Origin of the sequence: Ruegeria arenilitoris, from assembly GCF_013035315.1 — a bacterium.
Taxonomy (GTDB): Bacteria; Pseudomonadota; Alphaproteobacteria; order Rhodobacterales; family Rhodobacteraceae; genus Ruegeria; species Ruegeria arenilitoris_D.
In genome coordinates this window covers 319662-341167 of the sequence record NZ_WQHP01000002.1, presented here as the reverse complement: position 1 = coordinate 341167, position 21506 = coordinate 319662, and the positions used below count along the sequence as shown (strand labels likewise).

Below are 21506 nucleotides of genomic sequence, written 5' to 3'. Positions count from 1 at the left end.
TTATCCCGTTACTACAACGCCGCCGTCCACCGCCATACACTGGCCGGTCATCGCGCGGCTGGCTTCCGAGGCAAGGAAGAGGGTCGGTGCGATCATATCTTCAGGCGTCAGGTGTTCTTTCAGACACTGGCGACCTAGATGTGCTGCCAAATCCTCGGGGGTGGCCCACATATCCAGCTGTTTTTGCGTCAGAACCCAGCCAGGGGCCAGTGCATTCACTCGGATATTTTGCGGCCCCAACTCGCGTGCCAGCGAGCGTGTCATGCCGGTGATACCAGCATTTGAGGTGGTGTAAATCGGATAACCCGCGTTGCCCATCATGTAGCTGATCGAACTGAAATTGACGATCGACCCGCCTTTGTTGGCCATCTGGCGTGCAGCCTCCTGACAGGCAAAATAGTAGGCCTTCAGGTTGACCTCGATCATCCAATCCCAGAATTCACTGGTGGTTTCTTCCAACGAATGGCGTTTGTCATTGGCGGCATTGTTAATCAGAACGTTCAGTGGACCATGGGCCTCGGCGGCCTTTTGCATGGTTGCATGAAGCAGCTCGGTATCTGTCATATCGCCTTGCATGAACAGGGGTGCCCGGCCGTGTTTGTCGCGCATTTCCTCGACGAAACCGCTGGCGTCCGACCGGCCGATAAAAGCGACATTCGCGCCTTGGGCCAGGAACCCATCGGTCAGTGCTGCCCCAACGCCCGAGCCTCCGCCCGTGATATAGACCGATGCGCCGTTCAGGTCATGAAATGTGGCTGGTTGATCCATCAGTGGCTCTCTCTGGTCACAAGGCGGGTGTCTTTGCCCACAAGGAAGTCAAGGTCCGCGCCCTGATCCGCTTGCAGAACGTGGTCGATATAAAGTTTCGCGTAACCGCGTGTGTAGTGTGGCTCATCCGGTTGCCATGCAGCGCGGCGGGCGTCCAGTTCTTGTGCATCAACCAGCAATTTCAGTTCGCCGTTGCTGGCCGAAACGCGGATGCGGTCTCCGGTCTTGACCAGCGCCAGCGGACCTCCGGCCTGCGCTTCTGGGCTGACATGCAGGATGACGGTGCCAAAAGCGGTGCCGGACATGCGGGCGTCCGAGATACGGATCATGTCGCGCACGCCTTCTTTCACCAGCTTGGCCGGGATCGGCATGTTGCCAACCTCGGGCATGCCCGGATAGCCCTTGGGCCCGCAGCCCTTGAGGACCAGAATGGTCTCGGGCGTGACTGGCAGATCATCCCGGTCGATATTGGCCTTGAGGTCTTCGATACTTTCGAAAACGTATGCCTCGGCTTCGGTCTCCAACAGTGCATCCGTCGCTGCCGAAGGTTTTACGATTGCGCCATTCGGGGCGAGATTGCCGCGCAGAACCCGCAGGCCTGCGGCAGGTTTTACCGGGTCGTCAAAGGGGCGGATGATGTCAGTGTTGAAACACTCTGCGCCCTCGTAGTGAGCCGAGATATCCTTGTTCAAAACGGTCTTTGCCGGTCGCAGGAATGGTTTGAGTTCGCTGAGAACAACCGGAACGCCACCGGCGTAGCAGAAATCCTCCATCAGGTATTTGCCTGATGGCATACAGTTGACCAAGAGAGGGATTTCCGATCCGATTTCGAAATCCTTGAGCGTCAGATCAACGCCGACACGGCCCGCAAGCGCCAACAGGTGCACCACCGCGTTGGTCGAGCCGCCCACCGCTGCATTGGCCAGAATGGCGTTTTCGAACGCTTCCTTGGTCAAAATGTCCGAGGGCTTGAGGTCTTCATCCACCATCTCGACGATCCGCTTGCCTGTCAGATGCGCCAGCGCCATGCGGCGGGCGTCGACTGCCGGAAGGGCCGCGTTTGTCGGTAAGCTCATGCCCATCGCCTCGACCAGAGACGCCATGGTTGAGGCCGTACCCATGGTCATGCAGACACCAGCGCTGCGCGACATGCCGGATTCCGCGTTCATAAAGTCCTTCAGTGTCATTTCTCCGGCGCGCACGGCTTCAGAGAATTTCCAGACATCCGTCCCCGAGCCGATGTCCTTGCCTTGGTATTTTCCGTTCAGCATCGGGCCAGAGCTGACCACGATCGACGGCAGATCAACCGAGGCCGCGCCCATCAACTGTCCGGGCGTAGTCTTGTCGCAGCCGCCCAACAACACAACGCCGTCGATGCCATAAGCGCGAATGGACTCTTCGACATCCATGGCCAGCAGGTTGCGGAACAGCATGGCGGTTGGCTTCATCTGCGTTTCGCCCAGCGACATGACCGGGAACTCGACGGGAAAACCGCCAGCCTCCCAGACACCACGTTTCACGCCTTCGGCCAAATCACGCAGGCCCGAGTTGCAGGGCGTCAGTTCTGACCACGTATTGCAGATGCCAATTATCGGGCGACCATCAAATGCGTGATCTGGAAAGCCCTGGTTCTTCATCCACGACCGGTGAATGAAGCCATCCTTGTCGAGCTTTCCGTACCAATGCTGTGAGCGGCGTTTTTTTGTCATTGTTTTCAGCCTTTTAAAATAGTGTTCAAGCGGCCTTGGCGGGTTTGCACCAATTGGGCAGCCAATCGGCATGGGCCACCAGCAAATCGTCGACCATGCTGCGGATCTGGCGAAGGTCCAGTTCGGCAGCGGTATGCGGGTCCATCATGGCGGCGTGATAGATGTGTTCGGGGTTCTGCTCAACCAACGCACGGACTGTCAGTTCCTGAACGTTGATCTGTGTCCGCATCAGGGCGATCAGCTGAGGCGGAATGTCTGTAACGACCGAGGGCTGGACGCCATTTGTATCAACGAGGCATGGGGTTTCGACCGCTGCGCCAAGGGGCAATTGCGGGATCTGACCCGTGTTGGGAAGATTGCCATAAGCGACATAGGGCGTATCCGTCACAATCGCGTTCATCAGGTCGGCTGCGAACTCATGACTGCGAGTCACATCGATGTCGCGTCCGTCCGTAAGGGTTTTAGCCTGCTCCTTCCAACTCGCGATCTGTTCCTCGCAGCGGGTTGGATATTCGTCCAGGGGAATACTGAACTGTTCGATCAGATCCTGACGCCCGTCTTTGATGAACCAGGGGACATACTCGGCCAGATGTTCCGAACTTTCGGTGCAGAAATAGCCCAATTGCTCCATCACCTCATACCGCACCTTGTTCGCGCAGCGGGGCATCAGAAGAGGTGGTTTGGGAAACTGACCGCTGGCGTATCCCTGCCGCAGGGCAGGGTAGAGGTCACGGCCCTCGTGATCCAGCCGCAGGAAAAATGCCACGTGGTTCACACCGGCCACTTTGTACCTGATGTCCTGCTTTGGCAGGTCCAGATCGTGGGCCAGTTCTTCGACCGTGTTTTGTACCGAATGGCACAGGCCGACATGTTTCAACGCGGGAAAACGTTCCGCCAATGCCCAGGTGTTGATGGCCATTGGGTTGACGTATTGCAGTAGCGTCGCGTTCGGACAGAGCTGCATCATGTCCTGCGCCACATCCCAAAGCACCGGAACGGTCCGAAGGCCGCGCATGATACCGCCGACACCAAGCGTATCCGCGATTGTTTGGCGCAACCCGTACTGTTTTGGGATTTCAAAATCCGTCACGGTGCAGGGTTTGTAGCCGCCGATCTGAAAGGCAGTGATCACGAAATCCGCGCCGTCCAGCGCGGCGCGACGATCGGTGTGGGTCGAAACGGTGGCTGCGGTCCTGACGGAACGGATCATCGCTTTGGCAACAGCCTCGCTTTCAGCAAGGCGTTGCGTGTCGATGTCCATCAGCGCAAAATGACTGTCGGCCAACGCCGGGGTCAGAAGGGCATCGCCCACGATGTTCTGCATGAAAATCGTGGATCCGGCCCCGATAAAGGTGATCTTGGTCATGTGGCAAACCTTTGGTTTGACGTTATTTTACGGCACCGAGGGTCAGACCCGCGATGAAGTGTTTCTGCATTAGGAAGAACATGGCCACCGGCGGCAGCGCCGCAACGATAGAGCCGGCACTCATCAACTGATAAGCCGCTCGAAACTGAGCGTTAAAACTGGTGATACCTGCAGTAACAGGCTGGCTTTCGGCCCCCTGGGTCAGGACAACCGCCCAGAAATAATCGTTCCAGATAAAGGTAAAGATCAGCACGCTGAGCGCTGCAATCGCGGGCTTCATCAACGGCAGGACAACATACCAGAAGATGCGCCATTCGCTGATGCCTTCGACCCGTGCTGCCTCGATCAATTCAAAGGGCAGGGCGCGGATGAAGTTGCGCATGAACAGGGTGCAAAACCCGGTTTGGAACGCGATATGGAACAGGACAAGGCCGGTTTTGGTGTTGTAGAGACCAAGTTCCAAGGTCAGGTCACGGACGGGCACCATCAGGATCTGGAAAGGCACGAAATTGCCCGCGACGAACATGAAAAAGATCCAGAGGTTCGATTTGAACTTGTAAATCCCCAGCGCGAACCCGGTCATGCAGCTGAGCGCCACCGCACCGATCACGGTCGGGATGGTGATCATAAACGAATTCAGCAAATAGCGCGGCATGTCCGAGTTGAAGAACACTTGCCCATAGTTATAGGCGCCTTCAAAACTGGATGGCAGTCCCCAGTAATTTGCGTTGGTAAAGTCGGCCGCGGGTTTGACTGAGAACAGGGCGACCGCAAGCAGGGGGCCAAGCCACAGCAGCAAGGCCAGTGGCAACATAGCCTGATAGGTGATCTGCGCTGACCGCGATTGTTTTTCGATAGGTTTGGGAAACATCTCAGTGCCCCCTTTCTTCGCGGTACATCGACCACAGGAAGTAGGCGATGAAGCAGAGCATGATCAGGAAAAGGATCACAGCGATGGCCGCGCCATAACCCATGCGGAATCCATATTCGGACAAGGCGACCTCGAACATGTAATACGCCAGAACGCGGGACGATCCGAAAGGTCCGCCCTGTGTCATGATCGAGATCAGGTCGAAGGATCGCAGCGCGCCAATGATGGTCACGACAAAGGCGATGAATGTGGCCGGGCGCAGTTGCGGCAGGATGATGTGCCACAGCATGCGCCACCCCTTTGCACCATCCAGCCGCCCGGCCTCGATCTGTTCGGGGTCTACGGCGTTCAGGCCGGTGAGATACAGGATCATGCAATAGGCCGTTTGCGGCCAGAGACCTGCGAAGATGATGCCGTAGGTGACGAACCGCTCATCCCCCAGAACATTCAGGGGGCCAAAGCCGAAGAGCCCAAGGAACTCGTTCAACAACCCGAAGGTCGGATCGTAGAACCAGGTGAAAACAAGGCCAACAACGACCTGAGAGATAACGAAGGGAAAGAAAAACAAAGACTTATAGAGGCGGATGCCCCAGACAGTCTGGTTCAGGAACAGCGCGATGAACAGACCTGCAGGAATCGCAAGCAGGTACATAATCAGCCAGATCAGGTTGTTCTTCAGCGAAGTATAGAACGCGTCTCGATCGACCCATTCCCAATAGAGGTCTTCGTAGTTGCGAAAGCCCACATATTCCGCTGCGCCAAGCCCGTCCCATTCATAGAGCGACAGGTTGAAGGATTGGAACACCGGGATGATCACATAGACCATGAAGAACAGCAGGCCCGGGGCCAGAAACAGCCACGGCGCAATGCGCTGTTGGTTTCTGTGGAACCAGCTTTCCTGTTCGGGGACGTCGACAGCTGACATGCGCTTACTCGGGATTTAGGTAAAAGGAGTAAGCCGAGTTACACTCGACTTACACATGAAAAGGTGCAGGCCGGGCAGACGCCCGGCCTGACCGGTTTAGTTGTCGTAGATACGCTGGCGTGCGCGCTCGAGTTTGGACAGGATACGGTCAGCGTTGTCAGGCTTGACCATGAACTCCTGGAACCCTTCCATCGAAACTTTCGCCATTTCGGCCGGAGCATCGCGATCCCAGAACTGGGCGACACCGCCGGGGCTGTTGGAAGACAGCATGGTAAAGCCCTGCTGGAGGAACTTGTCGTCGTCCACGGACGACTTAGCGTTCACCGGCAGCTGGCCGAGGTTTGCACCGTTGTTAATCTCGGTCTGCTCGTCAGCTGAAACCACAAAGCGCAGGAACTCGCGCGCGGCCTCTTTGTTCGACGCGTTCGCCGGGATGTGGAATGTGTCGGTGGGGGCGTCTTCGGCCAGCTCAACATCTGGGTTGATCGCGACGAACTGGTAGAAGTCCAGCTGGTCGTCGGTCAGGCCTGCCTCGCGCAGCGGAGCGACTGCGAAGTTGCCCATCAGGTACGCGGCGGCTTCGCCGTTGACCATGAAGGGCAGGGCTTCTTGCCAACTGTACGTTTGGTGGTTGTCGATGAACGCGCCCATGTCGATTAGCTGCTTCCAGTTGGCGAAGGTTTGTTTGACGCGGTCATCTTCCCAGCTGATTTCGCCATTGGCGAGCTGGTTGTGGAAGTCGAATCCGTTGGTGCGCATATTCAGATAGTCGAACCAGCCACCGGCGGTCCACAGGAACTTGGTACCGATGGTGTAGCAGGCACGACCGGAAGCGACGATTTTTTGACAGTTCGCCAACTCTTCTTCCCAAGTGGTGGGTTCGGTCAGGCCCAGCTCGTCAAAGATGTCTTTGCGGTAGTAAACACCCCACTGGTAGTAGGTATAGGGAACGCCCCACTGCTTGCCGTCGATGGTCATCGCGCCTTTGGTCGATGCCAGGTTTTCGGCGATCTCAGGCTCGGCCCACAGGTCTGATACGTCCTCGAACAGGCCAGCCTCGACATAAGGCTTCATGCGGTTGGCCGCATACCAAGTCGCAACGTCCGGTGTATCCGCTGTCAGAAAGTTGCGGATCTGGGTCTTGTAGGCCTCGCGGTCGATGACCGTGGTCTCAATCTCCAGGCCGGGGTGCTGTTCTGCAAACCGTTCGATCATCGCCTCCATCGTCGCACGTGGCGCCGGGTTGGATGTATCGAGGAAGATTCGCAGCTCACCGGTCAGTTCGGCGGCAACGGGCGCAGTAAGTGCGACACTGGCTGCCAAAGCTGCGGCAGTGCGCTTGAACATGGAATGCATGGTTTCCTCCCTTAGCTTCCATTTTGGTTCCAAATATTGAAACCATGTTTTATATATTGAAAACTACACATCAGATCGGTTAGTCTTGTCAAGACCCTCGTGAGGATGGCGATGGTTTAATGGGAGGAGAGCAGGCACTCGTGGCTGGTGATGGAACAATAGGCAAAGCATGTGACGTGCTGGATCAGGTGGCCGCGTTCGAGCGCCCGGTCCGTTTCGCAGAATTGCTGGAAAGCAGCGATTTTCCGAAAGCGACCCTGTATCGGTTTCTGCAAACCCTGACCAATCAAGGGATGTTGTCCTATGACCCGGACCGGCAGACCTATACGCCAGGTTTGCGGCTGGTGCGTTTGGCTCATGCGGCTTGGACGCAAAGCTCGCTGGCTCCGATTGCGCGACCATTTCTGGATGCGCTCAGCCGCGAGACGGGGGAAACGGTGCACTTGGCGCAACTGGATTCGAACCAGGTGTTGTATGTGGACAAGCGCAACGCCGCCCACCCGATCGAGATGTATTCGCAAGCAGGTAAAGTTGGTCCGGCTTATTGCACCGGGGTGGGCAAGGCTATGATGGCGTTTCTGGATGACGCCGCGCTGGATCGCGCGGTGTCCCAGCAAAGCTATCACCGCTTCACCGACAAAACCCTGACGTCTGAGGCTGCGCTGCGTGCTGACCTCGACCTGATTCGAAGCCGGGGTTACGCGGTCGACGACGAAGAGCATGAGCCCGGCATTATCTGCATCGCTTGCCCCATCCTTACGACGGGCGGGCGGATGCTGGGTGCAATATCCGTTACCGGATCGACCGAGAGAATGAATTTCAAACAATTGGAAACCTGGGTTCCTCGTGTTCGCCGCGTGGCCGAACAGATCGGAGCCGAAGCACAGGCTTGGCGGTTCCCTGAAACCAACTCAAGCGCCGACACAGACAGGATGCAAGCAACATGACGGGTGTAACTCTGAACCAGGCGATCAAGCGGTATGGCGAGACGCAGGTAATTCACGGCATTGATCTGCAAATTGAAGATGGCGAGTTTTGCGTCTTTGTAGGCCCGTCGGGCTGTGGCAAGTCGACCTTGCTGCGCATGATTGCGGGGCTTGAAGAAACCACCGAAGGGCAGATTCATATTGGCGCTCGCGAAGTGACCCATATGGATCCGGCCAAGCGTGGGGTTGCGATGGTGTTTCAGACGTATGCTTTGTATCCGCACATGACCGTGGCCGAGAATATGGGGTTCGGCCTGCGCATGAACGGCGTCGCCAAATCGGAAATCGACACGAAGGTGCAGGAGGCGTCCAGCATTCTCAAGCTGGACCAATACCTGAAACGCAAACCCAAAGCCCTGTCCGGTGGTCAGCGTCAGCGGGTTGCGATCGGCCGCGCTATCGTTCGGGGTCCAGAAGTGTTCTTGTTCGACGAACCGCTGTCAAACCTCGATGCAGAATTGCGGGTTGAGATGCGGGTTGAGATCGCGCGTCTGCACAATGAGATTGGTGCGACAATGATCTATGTGACGCACGATCAGGTCGAGGCGATGACCATGGCCGACAAGATCGTCGTATTGCGAGATGGTCGGATCGAACAAGTTGGTGCTCCTATGGACCTGTATCGCGATCCGGACAATCGGTTCGTAGCGGGTTTTATCGGCTCGCCTGCCATGAATTTCCTTGAGTGTGATTTTGTCGACGGAAAGGTCACGCACCCGGCACTCAGCGAACCGTTGAATATGGCGGTAAACGTGCCTGCTGGTATGACAAAAGTCACCCTCGGAATTCGGCCGGAGCACATCGCTGTGGATCGCGCAGGCGACACCTGCACAGTTGATCTGACCGAAGCGCTTGGAGGCGTTAGCTATTCCTATTTGCTGACACCCAACGGTGATAAGCTGATTGTCGAAGAGCGCGAGGACCAGCGCAGCAAACAGGGTGAGCGTATTGGTATCTCCGTACGCCCCGAGCGCGCCATGTTGTTTGATCCCGATACAGGTCACCGGCTTCGTTAATTCATTCGAAACGCAAATTTGGCGCGCTTGATCATAGATCTGGCGCGTCTTCAATTCTTCTGGATTTTGTATCCAATATCCGTTATGGCGAGTCCGAAGGGGGCATAACCCATGGCCCCGCCATCGAGGATTTCGCCCATGTCGACCAACACTTTCACCGGCACGATGCCTGCTCTGATGACCCCCTGCAAGCCGGACCGGACGCCCGACTTTGACGCGTTGGTCCTCAAAGGCAAGCAGATGATCGACGCCGGTATGTCAGCCGTGGTTTATTGCGGTTCGATGGGGGACTGGCCGTTGCTGACCGACGCGCAGCGTATGGAAGGGGTCGAGCGTTTGGTGGATGCGGGACTGCCCGTCGTGGTCGGAACGGGGGCCATTAACACCAAGTCCGCGGTCGCCCATGCGGCCCACGCGCAAAAGGTGGGTGCGGTGGGGCTGATGGTCATTCCGCGAGTGTTGTCGCGGGGCAGTTCACCGGACGCGCAAAAGAACCACTTTAAGTCGATCCTGTCAGCCGCTCCTGACGTCCCGGCTATCATCTACAACAGCCCCTACTATGGCTTTGCCACACGCGCTGATCTGTTCTTTGCCCTGCGTGCAGAACATCCGAACCTGATTGGTTTCAAGGAATTCGGAGGCAAGGACGACCTGCGCTATGCGGCCGAGAACATCACCAGCCAGGACGATCAGGTGACGTTGATGGTTGGCGTTGATACCGAGGTCTATCACGGCTTCGTCAATTGTGGCGCGACGGGTTCGATCACCGGCATCGGAACGGCCTTGCCGCGCGAAGCGTTGTTGCTGGCCGCGTTGTCGAAAAAGGCGGCGCAGGGCCATGCCGAGGCGCGCCAACGTGCGCAGGAACTGACCGAGGCAATCCATGTCCTGTCCAGCTTTGACGAAGGGCCGGATCTGGTCCTGTATTACAAGCACTTGCTGGTACTGAACGGGGAACCAGAATACCGCCTTCACTTCAATGAGTCGGACGAGTTGACCGATGCGCAACGACACTATTGCGAGCAACAATACGAGCTATTCCGAAACTGGTTTGCCGATTGGTCTAAGCAGGGTGGGGTGATCGCTGAATGCATGTGATCGACAGCCATACCGGCGGTGAGCCCACACGTGTCATTCTGGAAGGTGCCCCCGATCTGGGGACCGGTTCTTTAGCCGAACGCGCGCGACGGTTGGCGACCGAACATGAAGGTTTCTATCGCTCTGTCATGCTCGAGCCGCGCGGGCAACCCGCAATGGTTGGGGCCTTGCTGGTTGAACCGGCCGATCCCACCTGTGTCACTGGTGTTATCTATTTTGACGTGGACGCCGTTCTGGGAATGTGCGGTCACGGAACCATCGGGCTGGCAGTGACGCTGGCACATATGGGCCGGATCGGATTGGGGCATCACCGGATCGAAACGCCTGCCGGAGTGGTTACTGTTGAACTGATCGACACCAATACCGTCACCGTGACGAATATCGAAAGCCGCAGGGTACATCAGGGCGTCAGCCTTGAAGTTCCGGGATACGGCTCGGTCACCGGTGATGTCGCTTATGGCGGCAATTGGTTCTTCATCATCGACCCCAGCCCGATTCCTGTTGTCCCAAGCAATATTCGTAAACTGACCGAATTGACGATCGCTGTCCGAGAGGCGTCGATCGCGCAAGGCGTTGGGGGTGAAAACGGCGAGCCTATTGACCATGTCATCCTGCAGGAGGATGCACCCGACCCGGCTGTGCACAGCCGCAACTTTGTGCTGTGTCCCGATGACAATTATGACCGCTCTCCTTGCGGGACGGGCAGTTCAGCGCGGCTGGCTTGCCTTGCCGCTGACGGGAGATTGGACCCGGGTCAGGAAATCGTACAGCAAAGCGTGATCGGCAGTTCTTATCGTCTGTCTTACCAACCCGGATCAACAGGTGGAGTAATCCCTTCAATCACCGGGCAGGCCTTTGTCATGGCCGAGGCTAGCCTCCTGTTTCACGAAGGCGATCCCTTCCAAGCCGGGATCGAAGTATGACCCAGAAGGTCGTTGTCATCGGTGCAGGTGTGATCGGAATCACAACCGCACTCGAGCTTCAACGACGTGGCCATTCCGTTTTGGTTCTGGACCGAACTGGAGTTGCAGCCGAGGCGTCGGCTGGGAACGCAGGGGCCTTTGCCTTTCCCGAGGTTGAGCCACTGGCAACTCCGGGCATCATGCGGAAGGCTCCAAAGTGGTTGTTGGATCCGCTGGGACCGCTTTCGATCCCTCCGGCCTATGCGCTGCGTATTGCGCCGTGGATGTACCGCTTTTGGCGGGCCGGTCGTCCTGATCGCTATAGTGAACTGCTTGGCGCTCAGGCTCGTTTGACCGGTTTGTCTCGTGAAGCACTCAGTCGCTTAGTCGCAAGCGTGAATGGCGACGGCCTTCTACAACGAGATGGTCAGATGCAGTTATATGAAGGCGAGGCCGAATTTCGCGCCAGCCTGCCGACCTGGGACCTTCGTCGTGAGCATGGAATTGAGTTCGAGTTGCTGGAAAGTCCGGCCGACATAGCCAAAAAACAACCGGGTCTCAGTTCACGATTCACACACGCCGGGTTCACACCCAACTGGCTGAATACCGTCGATCCCAAGACATGGGTGGAACACCTAGCAGACGTATTTTTGGATCGCGGAGGTCAAATTCAGAAGCGTGAGATCCGGGCTTTGTCCCCGGTCGAGAACGGTATTCAAATCGTATGCCCCGGTGAAACACTTGATGTGGCCAAGGTGGTTGTGGCCGCAGGGGCATGGTCGCACCAGATCGCCCAGACCTTGGGTGACCGGATTCCGTTAGAGACCGAACGGGGATACAACACCACTTTGCCCAAGGGTGCCTTTGATTTGCGCATGCATCTGACATTTTCGGGCCACGGGTTCGTCGCGAGCAAGATCAATGGTGGCGTGCGTATCGGCGGTGCGGTCGAATTGGGCGGATTAAGCCTGCCACCAAATTTCAAACGCGCGGATGTGTTGCTGAAAAAGGCGGCCGAGTTCTTGCCGGGTCTAAGAACCGACGGTGGTACGCAATGGATGGGTTTCCGTCCGTCCTTACCTGACAGCATTCCGGTGATTGGCTCGTCACCTAACTCGCGACACGTTGTTTATGCTTTCGGACATGGCCATCTGGGTTTGACTCAGTCTGCCGGAACAGCCGAACTGGTTGGGGCCTTGGTTGACGGACAAGCTCCGCCAATTTCTGTGTCGCCCTACGCCGCGACCCGGTTTTAAGGAGAGCTCATGCGCAGCGTCAAAACCATCCACGTTATTTCTGCCCATGCCGAAGGCGAGGTGGGCGACGTAATCGTTGGCGGTGTTGCGCCGCCTCCGGGCGAAACTCTCTGGGACCAACGGTCGTTTATTGCAAAAGATCAAACCCTCAGGGATTTTGTGTTGAACGAACCGCGCGGAGGCGTGTTTCGACACGTGAACCTGCTGGTGCCGCCGAAAGATCCGAATGCCGATGCAGCCTTTATCATCATGGAGCCCGAAGACACGCCGCCCATGTCCGGCTCAAACTCAATCTGTGTCGCGACGGTGTTGCTGGATAGCGGGATCATCCCGATGCGGGAGCCCGAGACCACACTGATGCTCGAAGCGCCAGGTGGGTTGGTGCGCGTTCGTGCTGAATGTCGAGACGGCAAGGCCGAGCGCATACATGTGCAAAACCTGCCCAGCTTTGCAGACAAACTCTCGGTCCCATTAGAGGTGCCGGGCTTGGGAACTCTGACCGTAGATACGGCCTACGGGGGCGACAGTTTCGTGGTTGTGAACGCTGTTGCACTGGGGTTTGAGATAACTCAGAACGAAGCCCGCGATATTGCCCGTCTAGGGGTCAGAATTACCAACGCCGCCAACGAACAGTTGGGGTTCACCCATCCGGAACACCCAGATTGGTCGCATATCTCTTTCTGCGCCTTCTGTGGACCGCTTGAAAAATCCCCGACCGGCTGGCGCGGTAAATCCGCTGTCGCCATCCAGCCCGGCAAAGTCGACCGATCCCCCACTGGAACGGCCGTGTCTGCGCGCATGGCGCTGATGGCAGCAAAGGGGCAAATGGCATCCGGCCAGTCTTTCGAGGCGGTATCCATCATCGGCTCAACGTTTACTGGTCGGATTATACAGGACACTCAAGTTGGTTCGAAGCCAGCCGTCATACCCGAGATCAGCGGCCGTGGATGGATCACTGGCACACATCAACACATGCTGGACCCGGATGATCCCTGGCCCGGCGGATATCGGCTAAGCGACACTTGGGGTGCCTAATTTCCGGGCGGCAGACCCGGAAATCCCCGAATTTTTGTATACCGTGTCAATATGCGCCCCCTCAGAACGATTGATCCCAAGCCAAACGTGATTTAAGGGAGGCCCTGTCAAAACAGAGTCACCGTTGGGCGGTAGGTTAAACGCGCCCATCCCTCGCCACCTGAGTGTGGCACACTCTTGGATCGCACGCCCCGAAAGGCTTAAAAAAGGTAAAAGAATATGGCAGATAAATCGAACTTCGACATATTGTATACCATTGTAGACGAAGCGCCCGAGCTGGCCAGCGCCTCGTTCCTGCCCATCATTCGCAAATTCGCCGGCGCTGCGGGTGTCAGTGTTGGGACCAAGGATATTTCGCTGGCTGGCCGTATTCTGGCAACCTTCCCGGAAAACCTGACCGATGCGCAACGCATCACCGATGATCTGGCTGCGTTGGGCGAACTGGTAAAAACGCCGGACGCAAATGTGATCAAGCTGCCGAACATCTCGGCTTCGGTCCCACAGCTGGTTGCCGCCATCGAAGAGCTGCAGTCGCAAGGCTACGACATCCCGAATTATCCCGAAGAGCCCTCGAACGATGAGGAAAAAGCGATCCGTACGCGTTATGATGCCATCAAAGGTTCGGCTGTGAACCCGGTTCTGCGCGAAGGTAACTCGGATCGTCGCGCAGCCCGTGCAGTGAAGAACTACGCTCAGAAAAACCCGCATTCTATGGGTGAATGGGTGTCAGACAGCAAAACCAAGGTTTCGTCGATGTCTGGCAATGACTTCTATGCCAACGAGAAATCGGCGACCATCACCGCTGCGCAAGCAGGCGACGCGAAGATCGAATTCGTTGGTAAAGACGGCAGCGTCACAGTGCTGAAAGACGCGTGGCCGCTGGCCGAGGGGACCGTGGCGGACGCGACCTTCATGTCCGTCAAAGCGCTGTCTTCGTTTCTGGCCGACGCAATCGAGGACACCAAGAATGACGGCACCATGTTCTCGCTGCACATGAAGGCCACGATGATGAAGGTCTCAGACCCAATCATCTTTGGCTATGCGGTCAAGGCGTGGCTAGCACCTGTGTTCGAAAAATTCGGCGCGGAACTGGAAGCGCTGGGTGTGAACCCGAACTCGGGTCTGGGTGATCTGCTGGATCGCGTGAAGGACAATGCTGACATCGTAGCCGCAATCGAAGCGATCAAGGGCGACCGTCCGTCCATGTACATGGTCGACAGCGACAAGGGCATCACCAACCTGCACGTCCCGTCGGACGTGATCATCGACGCCTCGATGCCTGCCGTGATCCGCGCAGGTGGTAAAGGCTGGGACGAAACCGGTGCCAAGGGCGACACCAACTGCGTCATCCCCGACCGCTGCTATGCGCCTGTTTACGATGAAGCCATCAACTTCTTCAAAGCCAGCGGCGCGCTGAATCCGGCCACCGCCGGTGCAGTCGCTAACGTTGGCCTGATGGCACAAAAGGCTGAGGAATACGGCTCGCACCCGACCACGTTCCAGGCACCCGCAGATGGCGTGATCCGCATCGTTCTGGCAAATGGTGAGACGTTGCATTCGCATGACGTTGAACAGGGCGACATCTGGCGGTCCTGCACTGTGAAGAAAGCTCCGATTGAGAACTGGATTCAACTGGCGATGGACCGTCAGCGCCTGACCGGTTCCGAAGCGATCTTCTGGCTGGACGCAAACCGCGCCCATGACGCTGAACTGATCAAATACGTCAAACCGGCACTTGAGGCGGCAGGTGTAGCCGACAAGTTTCAGATCATGGCTCCGCGTGAAGCGACCCGTCAGTCGCTGGAAACGATCACCGCAGGCAAGGACAGCATCGCCATCACCGGCAACGTGCTGCGTGACTACCTGACCGATTTGTTCCCGATCCTTGAACTCGGCACCTCGGCCAAGATGTTGTCGATCGTCAAGCTGATGAACGGCGGCGGTCTGTTCGAAACCGGTGCGGGTGGCTCGGCCCCGAAACACGTCCAGCAGCTGGTGGAAGAAAACCACCTGCGTTGGGACTCGATGGGTGAGTTCTGTGCGCTGGGTGAATCGTTGAACTTCCTGGCTGATAACAAAGGCAACGCCAAGGCAGGCGTTCTGGGAGCGGCGGCCGAAGCGGCCACGCAGGGTATTCTGGACAACAACAGATCGCCCAGCCGCAAGGTTGGTCAGCCGGACAACCGCGACAGCCACTATTGGTTTGCGCGCTATTGGGCCGAGGCTCTGGCCGCGCAATCTGATGATGCGGAACTGGCGGCCGAATTCGCTCCGATCGCAAAGGAACTGGCCGACAAAGAAGGCCAGATCCTGTCAGAACTGGCAGCCGCGCAGGGCCCAGCAGCAGATCTGGGTGGTTACTATCACACCGATCCGGTCAAAACTGCTGCGGTCATGCGCCCCAGCGCGACACTGAACGCGATCATCGACTGATCGATTGTACCCACGTTTTGAGGCGTGGGTACTTTCACTTCCAACAAGACACAGAAAAAGGGCCGACCCCCAAAGTCGGCCCTTTTTTTGAGTGAGCAGTTAGGCCAAGGCCTTACCGGTACAGTTGAGCTTAAGGTAGCAGCTTCTTTTGAATTTGATATTGGGGGATTCCCGTAGATCAAATCCGGAGTGCAGAAAAAAGGCCGGTCGAAAGACCGGCCCTAATTCAGCAAGATGAAGTTGGGGATCAGTTAGACGCCGCGTTCAGCTTTTCGTTCTGTTCGCGCAGTGTGTCCGAAATGATCGCATACCATTCGCCGGATTCGCGCATTTCGTTCAGACCTTTGTTCATCATTGCAATGTACTCACGCGCGAACGGGTTTGTGCGGTGCGCAAGGAAGCTCATCGATGACAATGTCGAAACATATGGGTTTTCAACGATATCAGCTGATGTCAGTCCCATGTCCTTCATGGTCGAAGCGAACAGATCAACTTCGAATGCGGCGACATCTGCAGTGCCGGTCAGAACGGCGTCAAGGCATTCGCGGGCCGAGTTGGGCTGCACCACAGTGGTGTTCTCGCGGTTCAAGCCAACTTCCTCCAGAACCACCATGCTCCATCCTGCCATGCGGCAAATGGTGGACCCTTCGAGATCTTCGAACTTTGTAGCGCTTGCGTAGTCGCTTTCCGGCAGCGTGAAGAAGCCGCCAACAACGTCATAGACGGGAACCGAAGCGACGAATTGGGTGCAGCGCGCCTCAGTCTCTTTGGACCACTCATAAGTGCGGTTCGTACAGTCTGGGATGGTCCAGGCGATTGAGATGTCGAAGGCGCCAAGCGGCAACAGGGTGTCCAGGTGCGAACTCCAATCGTCGACAAAGCTCACCGAGTAGTCACGGCTGTTACCAGCACGTTGCAGGCTGGTTGTCGCCAGGCGAGTCATAATGCCGCCGCCGCCCAGAGATTCACTGGTAAACGGTTCCCAACCGTTGCCTGCAACCATCTTGATCGGCGGCGCATAGACGTTTGAGCGTTTGACACTTGCTGCGCGCTGCTCTTCTGCGGCGATCAGTTCCTGTGCGGACTGACCGTTAGGCAGGCTGCCGTCTTCACATGGCAGAGCCAGAACCAAGCCAGGTTCAAGCGAGTTTGGGTTCGTGATCGAGTTGCGGTTCGCGTTGAAGATCGGCTGGTAGTTCGAGGTGCCGTAGGCTGCGATCGCGATGGTGGCCATCGTGTCACCATCTTGCACGGTGTAGTTTGTACACGCTTCCTGCGCTGCCGCTGCGCCTGCGGTAAGTGTGAGGACGGCAGTCGCCGTCATCACCTTGGTGTTAAGTTTTTGTTTATGCATTATTTTTCCTCCCGTGGATTGGAATGTGGAAAGTGGATCCTTAGCCGGATGAGGCTATCAGTCGTTCATTATGCTCATTCAGTGTGTCCGAGATGATGGCGTACCATTCTCCGGACTCCCGCATTTCGTTCAAGCCTTTGTTCAGCATCGCCAGGTATTGTTTGCCCATTGGGTTGGACCGGTGAGTGATGAACCGCAGGGCTGAGAGGGTCGTGACATATGGGTTTTCGACGAGATCGTTTTCGTTCAGACCCATTTCAGCCATTGCGTCGGCAAAAAGCTGAACTTCAAAAGTCGCTACATCCGCGGAGCCAGTCAGGACGGCATCCAAGCATTCCCGCGCGGTAACGGGTTGCAGCAGATCAATTGTTTTTGCTGGTTGCAGACCTTCTTGTTCGAGGTCGTGGATGAACCATCCTTCCATCCGGCAAACGGTTGCACCTTTCAGGTCATCAAAGCTGGTCGCACTGGCATAGTCGCTTTGAGGAAGCGTGTAGAAACCCAAGACGATGTCATACACAGGTGCTGACGCATGAAACTGCGTGCAGCGGATTTCTGTTTCCCAGGACCATTCGTAACTGCGGTTGGTGCAATCGGGCATGTTCCACGCCATGGACACGTCAAACGCGCCCAGCGGAAGCAGGGTTTCGATATGCGAGTTCCAATCATCGACGAAGCTGATCGAGTACTCGTGTGCGTTACCAGCCCGTTGCAGAGCTGTCGTTCCCAGACGTGTGATGAAGCCACCGCCGTTCAGGGTCTCATCCGCGAAAGGAGCCCAGCCATTGCCCGTAACCAATTTGATTGGGGCTTTGAACGAACTTGTTTGGTTCGAGCTGGCAAAGCGTTCCTGCTGCTGGGCAATGATTTCGCGTGCGCTTTGGCCGTTCGGCAGGCTTCCGTCTTCACATGGAAGCACAAGCGACAATCCAGGGGCGAGATCGTTGGGGTTGTTAATCGAGTTTCGGTTTGCGTTGAAAATCGGCTGATAGTTCGAGGTGCCGTACGCAGCAATCGCGATGGTGGCCATCGTGTCACCATCCTGTACCGTATAATTAGTGCAGGCTTGCTGGGCGGCGGCGGCTCCGGCGCTTAGAGCAATGACGGCAGCAGAGGTCATCGCAACGTTATGGAGCGGTAGTTTAGGCATTAGTTGTTTTCTCCAGAGATAGTAATTGAAAAGGCTTGTTCTTGTTTCAGCCGTTTTCCATTTGATGGCGTAGGGCGGTTGACACGATGTCGCGCCATTCGCCGGATTGCTGCATGATCGCCAGACCCTGATTCAGCGTCTCAAGGATCGCTTCCCCATCCGGATTATCTTTGTGGGTCATGACGTTAAGCGATTTGATTGCCGCCAGATTGGGGTTTTCGATGATACGGTGTTCGTAGCCCAGCCGTGCGATCGCCTCGACCGCTAGATGAGCTTCGATTGCGACGATGTCGGCAGTGCCTTCCATCACAGCGTGAAAGCACTCATCAGGCGAGACCGGGCGCATAAGTGAGATGGCTGGTTCATATAATCCGACCGCGTCCATGTGCGACAGCGACCAGCCTTCTGGGCGGCAGATGGTGGTTCCAGCAAAGTCTGCGTGGGTCAGCGTTTGCTCGTACCCTGAGCCTTCGCGGGCAAAGAATGTGTCCACGACCTCATAAAACGGGTTCGAGAAGTTGTATGTCTCGCACCGGTTGCGGTCTTTTTCCGAAAGCGCGGCGGCATCTTCGCAATTCGGGCGCGACCACGGGAAGGTGGCATCAAAAGCCAGCGTTGGCATCAACAGATCCAAGTGCGACGACCAATCGTTGACGAACTGAATTTTATAGGCCTGCTCGGGAGCCGCACGCAGCATCGCTGTTTCGACGAGGTAAGTGTAGAGGCCGCGATTGGGCAACGCCTCATCGGTGAAGGGCGCGTAGTTTCCGCCGGTGATGAGCAACAACTGACGGTCGCGAATCTCGGGGCGTTCACCCGTATCTGCGTTGCGGATCAGCGCAGCCGCTTCCGCGCGTGCGGCTTCGATTTCGTCCTTCGCTGCCTCTTTCGCGGCAACCACGGCGTCTTCGCTCGCCTTCTTGGCCTCGGCCTCGGCTTCGGCAACACGGGCTTCGGCCTCGGCGATTGCTTTCGCGGCGCGGTCTTCAGCGGCTTTCACCAGTTCGGCCGCCATTTCTGCAGCCATGGCTTCGGCTTCGGTGCGCGGCAGGGCAGGTGCCCGGCCGATGTCTTCCAGACAGGGCAGGGTCAGAACGTCGCCAACGCGAATGATGTTCGGGTTGTTGCCAATAACATCTCGGTTCGCGTCATAGATGATGCGAAAGTCCTCGGTCGAGTAGACTTCGATGGTTAGCTCACGCAGGCTGTCGCCACGCTGAATTTCGTAGGTTGAGCATGCTTGTTGTGCCGAGGCTGTGCCTGCCGCGGCAGCAAGTGCCAGGCTCGATATGATCAGATGGGGTCTCATGGGTCCTGTTGCTTTGCTTTGTTTAGTTTTTTGTGAGTTTCACGACGCCGATCGACGCGTTGTCCTGATCCGGATCGTCCTTGGCTTGCAATGCGGACTGGAGTGCTCCGGCGATGTCTTGCGCCAGCGCGTTCGCATTGCTACGCAGGATGTCCTGTATCTCGGAATTGCCAAGATATTGAAGACCATCGCTTCCAAGGATCAGGATGTCGGACGGCGTCAGATCAAGCGGTTCTTCCGGACAATCGACCTTGGGAATCGCAGCCCCCATGATGACCGAGGTCAATTGGTTCCTGTCAGGATGCGCCAACGCTTCGGCCTCGGTCAGAGTCCCTTCGGCCAGTTGCGCATCAATTGCGGGTGCCATCGAATGGTCTTCGTTGATTTGCTGCAGAGAACCATCCCGGAAAAGGTAAAGCGGGCTGTCGCCGATCGAAATCCAGAACAGACGTTGTCCTAACAGAAGCACGCCCAACAGGGTCGACCCCATGTTGAAACCGCCACCCTGATCTTCGCAATGATTGGCGATCAGGGCATTGGCCTGCATTGCTGCCAGAGGCAAAGCATCTATCAGAGCGGCCTCGGACGGCGTTTCGCTTTCCAATTCGGCGTCCAGAGAATCGCGCCAGGCGCGGATCACCAGATCTGAGGCAACTTCACCCGCAGCGTGCCCGCCCATACCGTCGGCCACGACCACATAGCCCGCATTTGCCGCGTCGAACATACGCGACGCAACCGCGTCTTCCTGCGTGTCGCGCTGGCCCTTGTCCAGGATCAGCGCAATATCATATGCCGGAGTCGCCAGCATCTATCAGGAATCCCGCCAGTCAAAGCCGTCGTCACAGAAGGCGGCAAAACGGATCGAGGTTTCGCTGATACGGATCAGGTCACCGCTGGACAGGGCAACGGTGCTGAGAACGGGTTTACCGTTCAGGCGCACAAGGTTAGCCTTGCCGCCATGACCCAGATAGCATTTGCGGTCTTCCGGGTCGTAGGCAATTACAGCATGGTTGCTGCGCGAAATCCCTGTGTCGCCAAAATCCAGCTGGATGGCCTGATCGTCGTTGCGGCCGATCTGCATCAAACCTTCGGTCAATGTAATGCTGGCCCCGCGGCCAGGACCACCTGTGATGACAAGCCAACCCACTGGGAAAGACTGTTCGGCATTGTCGGTTTTTGCGACCGGTTCCGCCGTTTCAATCAGATCCTGAACATGCGTATCGGCACGTTCAAAGCCCAAGAAGGTCGTTTTTACGCGGCCCCGGCGATCTTCGACCGGCGCAGGTTCTGGTGCCTGAGGCGCCTCTGCCTCAGTTTCGCTGACAACAGGTTCTTCGACAACAACCTCAACAACCGCTTCCGGTTCGGCGACTTCGACCTGAACGATTTCTTCCTCCACGACCACTTCCGTTGTTACCTCGATGGGTTCCTCGGGGGCGGTGTGTAGGGTCATTACGGGTTCGGCCTCGGGCTCAGGGGCTTCCACGGCCTCTTCCTGAACTTCGGCAATCACCTCGGCTACGACGACTTCATCCTCTGCCTCGATGGTATCCGCCTCGGCACCTTCCGCGAACTCGGGCATTTTTCCTTCAGGGATCAGCTCATCGGTTTCTTCGTAGCTGTCCGAAGACATGTTGCCGCCAGCCAGAGCCTCGCGCAGTGCGTTGAAATCGGCGATTGGCTCGACTTTTTCGGTTTCAGGCGCTTCGGTCTGCTCTGCTTCGGCTTCTTTTGGTTTACCGGCACCTTCGAGAAGCCGGCTAAGAGGGCTTTTGTATTTGAACATGGTGTCGACACCTTTGTTTCTTGGCACAGGACCAGAGTCCCATGGGGCTGCTTTTTGCCTGTACGCGGTGGCACAACGGCACGAATACTTCGTTAACAAGGTCACTTTTGACTTCTGCGGCGGGCCGGTTCCCGCCAGGGCACCATTTGCGGTAACCCTCAGCAAACACACACTGGCAGATCAGAT

The 21506-nt window shown here is 56.9% G+C and carries 18 protein-coding genes; 7 read left to right on the top strand and 11 right to left on the bottom strand.

Annotation, left to right across the window (positions count from 1 at the left end):
- The 6 genes from GOV53_RS06300 to GOV53_RS06275 all read right to left on the bottom strand — a co-directional run bounded on the left by GOV53_RS06300 (window position 1) and on the right by GOV53_RS06275 (window position 6995).
- Window positions 1-768, bottom strand: a complete 768-nt coding sequence (locus GOV53_RS06300) for an SDR family NAD(P)-dependent oxidoreductase (RefSeq protein WP_170464792.1) — start codon at window positions 766-768, stop codon at window positions 1-3.
- Window positions 768-2477, bottom strand: a complete 1710-nt coding sequence (locus tag GOV53_RS06295) for an IlvD/Edd family dehydratase (protein ID WP_170464791.1) — start codon at window positions 2475-2477, stop codon at window positions 768-770. The genes GOV53_RS06300 and GOV53_RS06295 overlap by 1 nt, the downstream gene beginning before the upstream one ends.
- 25 nt (window positions 2478-2502) lie before the next feature.
- On the bottom strand, window positions 2503-3843 hold the full coding sequence (locus GOV53_RS06290; RefSeq protein ID WP_170464790.1) for an alpha-glucosidase/alpha-galactosidase: 1341 nt from the start codon (window positions 3841-3843) through the stop codon (window positions 2503-2505).
- Between the two features lie 22 nt (window positions 3844-3865).
- A complete protein-coding gene (locus GOV53_RS06285) occupies window positions 3866-4714 on the bottom strand; it encodes a carbohydrate ABC transporter permease (RefSeq protein ID WP_170423577.1) in 849 nt (282 codons plus the stop codon).
- A 1-nt stretch (window position 4715) separates the two neighbouring features.
- The gene (locus tag GOV53_RS06280; protein ID WP_170423575.1) at window positions 4716-5639 is read right to left on the bottom strand and encodes a carbohydrate ABC transporter permease; all 924 of its coding nucleotides are present in this window, start codon (window positions 5637-5639) and stop codon (window positions 4716-4718) included.
- Window positions 5640-5735: 96 nt separating this feature from the next.
- Window positions 5736-6995, bottom strand: a complete 1260-nt coding sequence (locus GOV53_RS06275) for an ABC transporter substrate-binding protein (RefSeq protein ID WP_170464789.1) — start codon at window positions 6993-6995, stop codon at window positions 5736-5738.
- Window positions 6996-7135: 140 nt separating this feature from the next.
- On the opposite strand from GOV53_RS06275, the gene GOV53_RS06270 reads away from it, so the two are divergent.
- The 7 genes from GOV53_RS06270 to GOV53_RS06240 all read left to right on the top strand — a co-directional run bounded on the left by GOV53_RS06270 (window position 7136) and on the right by GOV53_RS06240 (window position 15721).
- Window positions 7136-7942, top strand: coding sequence for an IclR family transcriptional regulator (locus GOV53_RS06270; protein ID WP_170464788.1), 807 nt, complete (start codon window positions 7136-7138; stop codon window positions 7940-7942).
- Window positions 7939-8997 carry an ABC transporter ATP-binding protein gene (locus GOV53_RS06265; protein ID WP_170423572.1) on the top strand — a complete coding sequence of 353 codons (1059 nt, stop codon included), beginning with the start codon at window positions 7939-7941 and terminating at the stop codon, window positions 8995-8997. The genes GOV53_RS06270 and GOV53_RS06265 overlap by 4 nt, the downstream gene beginning before the upstream one ends.
- A 138-nt stretch (window positions 8998-9135) precedes the next feature.
- On the top strand, window positions 9136-10095 hold the full coding sequence (locus tag GOV53_RS06260; RefSeq protein ID WP_170464787.1) for a dihydrodipicolinate synthase family protein: 960 nt from the start codon (window positions 9136-9138) through the stop codon (window positions 10093-10095).
- The gene (locus GOV53_RS06255) at window positions 10086-11018 is read left to right on the top strand and encodes a proline racemase family protein (RefSeq protein ID WP_170464786.1); all 933 of its coding nucleotides are present in this window, start codon (window positions 10086-10088) and stop codon (window positions 11016-11018) included. Before GOV53_RS06260 ends, GOV53_RS06255 begins: the two co-directional genes overlap by 10 nt.
- On the top strand, window positions 11015-12253 hold the full coding sequence (locus GOV53_RS06250) for an NAD(P)/FAD-dependent oxidoreductase (RefSeq protein WP_170464785.1): 1239 nt from the start codon (window positions 11015-11017) through the stop codon (window positions 12251-12253). The genes GOV53_RS06255 and GOV53_RS06250 overlap by 4 nt, the downstream gene beginning before the upstream one ends.
- A gap of 9 nt (window positions 12254-12262) precedes the next feature.
- Window positions 12263-13288 carry a trans-3-hydroxy-L-proline dehydratase gene (locus GOV53_RS06245; RefSeq protein WP_170464784.1) on the top strand — a complete coding sequence of 342 codons (1026 nt, stop codon included), beginning with the start codon at window positions 12263-12265 and terminating at the stop codon, window positions 13286-13288.
- A 219-nt stretch (window positions 13289-13507) separates the two neighbouring features.
- Window positions 13508-15721 (top strand): NADP-dependent isocitrate dehydrogenase, encoded by a 2214-nt coding sequence (locus GOV53_RS06240; protein ID WP_170464783.1) that lies wholly within the window; start codon window positions 13508-13510, stop codon window positions 15719-15721.
- A gap of 247 nt (window positions 15722-15968) precedes the next feature.
- Here the strand turns inward: GOV53_RS06240 and GOV53_RS06235 are convergent, their stop codons facing one another.
- From GOV53_RS06235 to GOV53_RS06215, 5 genes are read right to left on the bottom strand one after another with little or no spacing between them, the layout of a single operon-like run.
- The gene (locus GOV53_RS06235; RefSeq protein WP_170464782.1) at window positions 15969-17075 is read right to left on the bottom strand and encodes a LysM peptidoglycan-binding domain-containing protein; all 1107 of its coding nucleotides are present in this window, start codon (window positions 17073-17075) and stop codon (window positions 15969-15971) included.
- Between the two features lie 40 nt (window positions 17076-17115).
- Window positions 17116-18225: a transporter substrate-binding domain-containing protein gene (locus tag GOV53_RS06230; protein WP_170464781.1), complete on the bottom strand. Its 1110-nt coding sequence runs from the start codon at window positions 18223-18225 to the stop codon at window positions 17116-17118.
- A gap of 46 nt (window positions 18226-18271) precedes the next feature.
- Entirely contained in the window at window positions 18272-19534 is a 1263-nt protein-coding gene (locus GOV53_RS06225) for a transporter substrate-binding domain-containing protein (protein ID WP_170464780.1), read from the bottom strand.
- A gap of 22 nt (window positions 19535-19556) precedes the next feature.
- The gene (locus tag GOV53_RS06220) at window positions 19557-20342 is read right to left on the bottom strand and encodes a PP2C family protein-serine/threonine phosphatase (protein WP_170464779.1); all 786 of its coding nucleotides are present in this window, start codon (window positions 20340-20342) and stop codon (window positions 19557-19559) included.
- Between the two features lie 3 nt (window positions 20343-20345).
- Window positions 20346-21320, bottom strand: a complete 975-nt coding sequence (locus tag GOV53_RS06215; protein WP_170464778.1) for an FHA domain-containing protein — start codon at window positions 21318-21320, stop codon at window positions 20346-20348.
- Window positions 21321-21506: the final 186 nt, after the last annotated feature.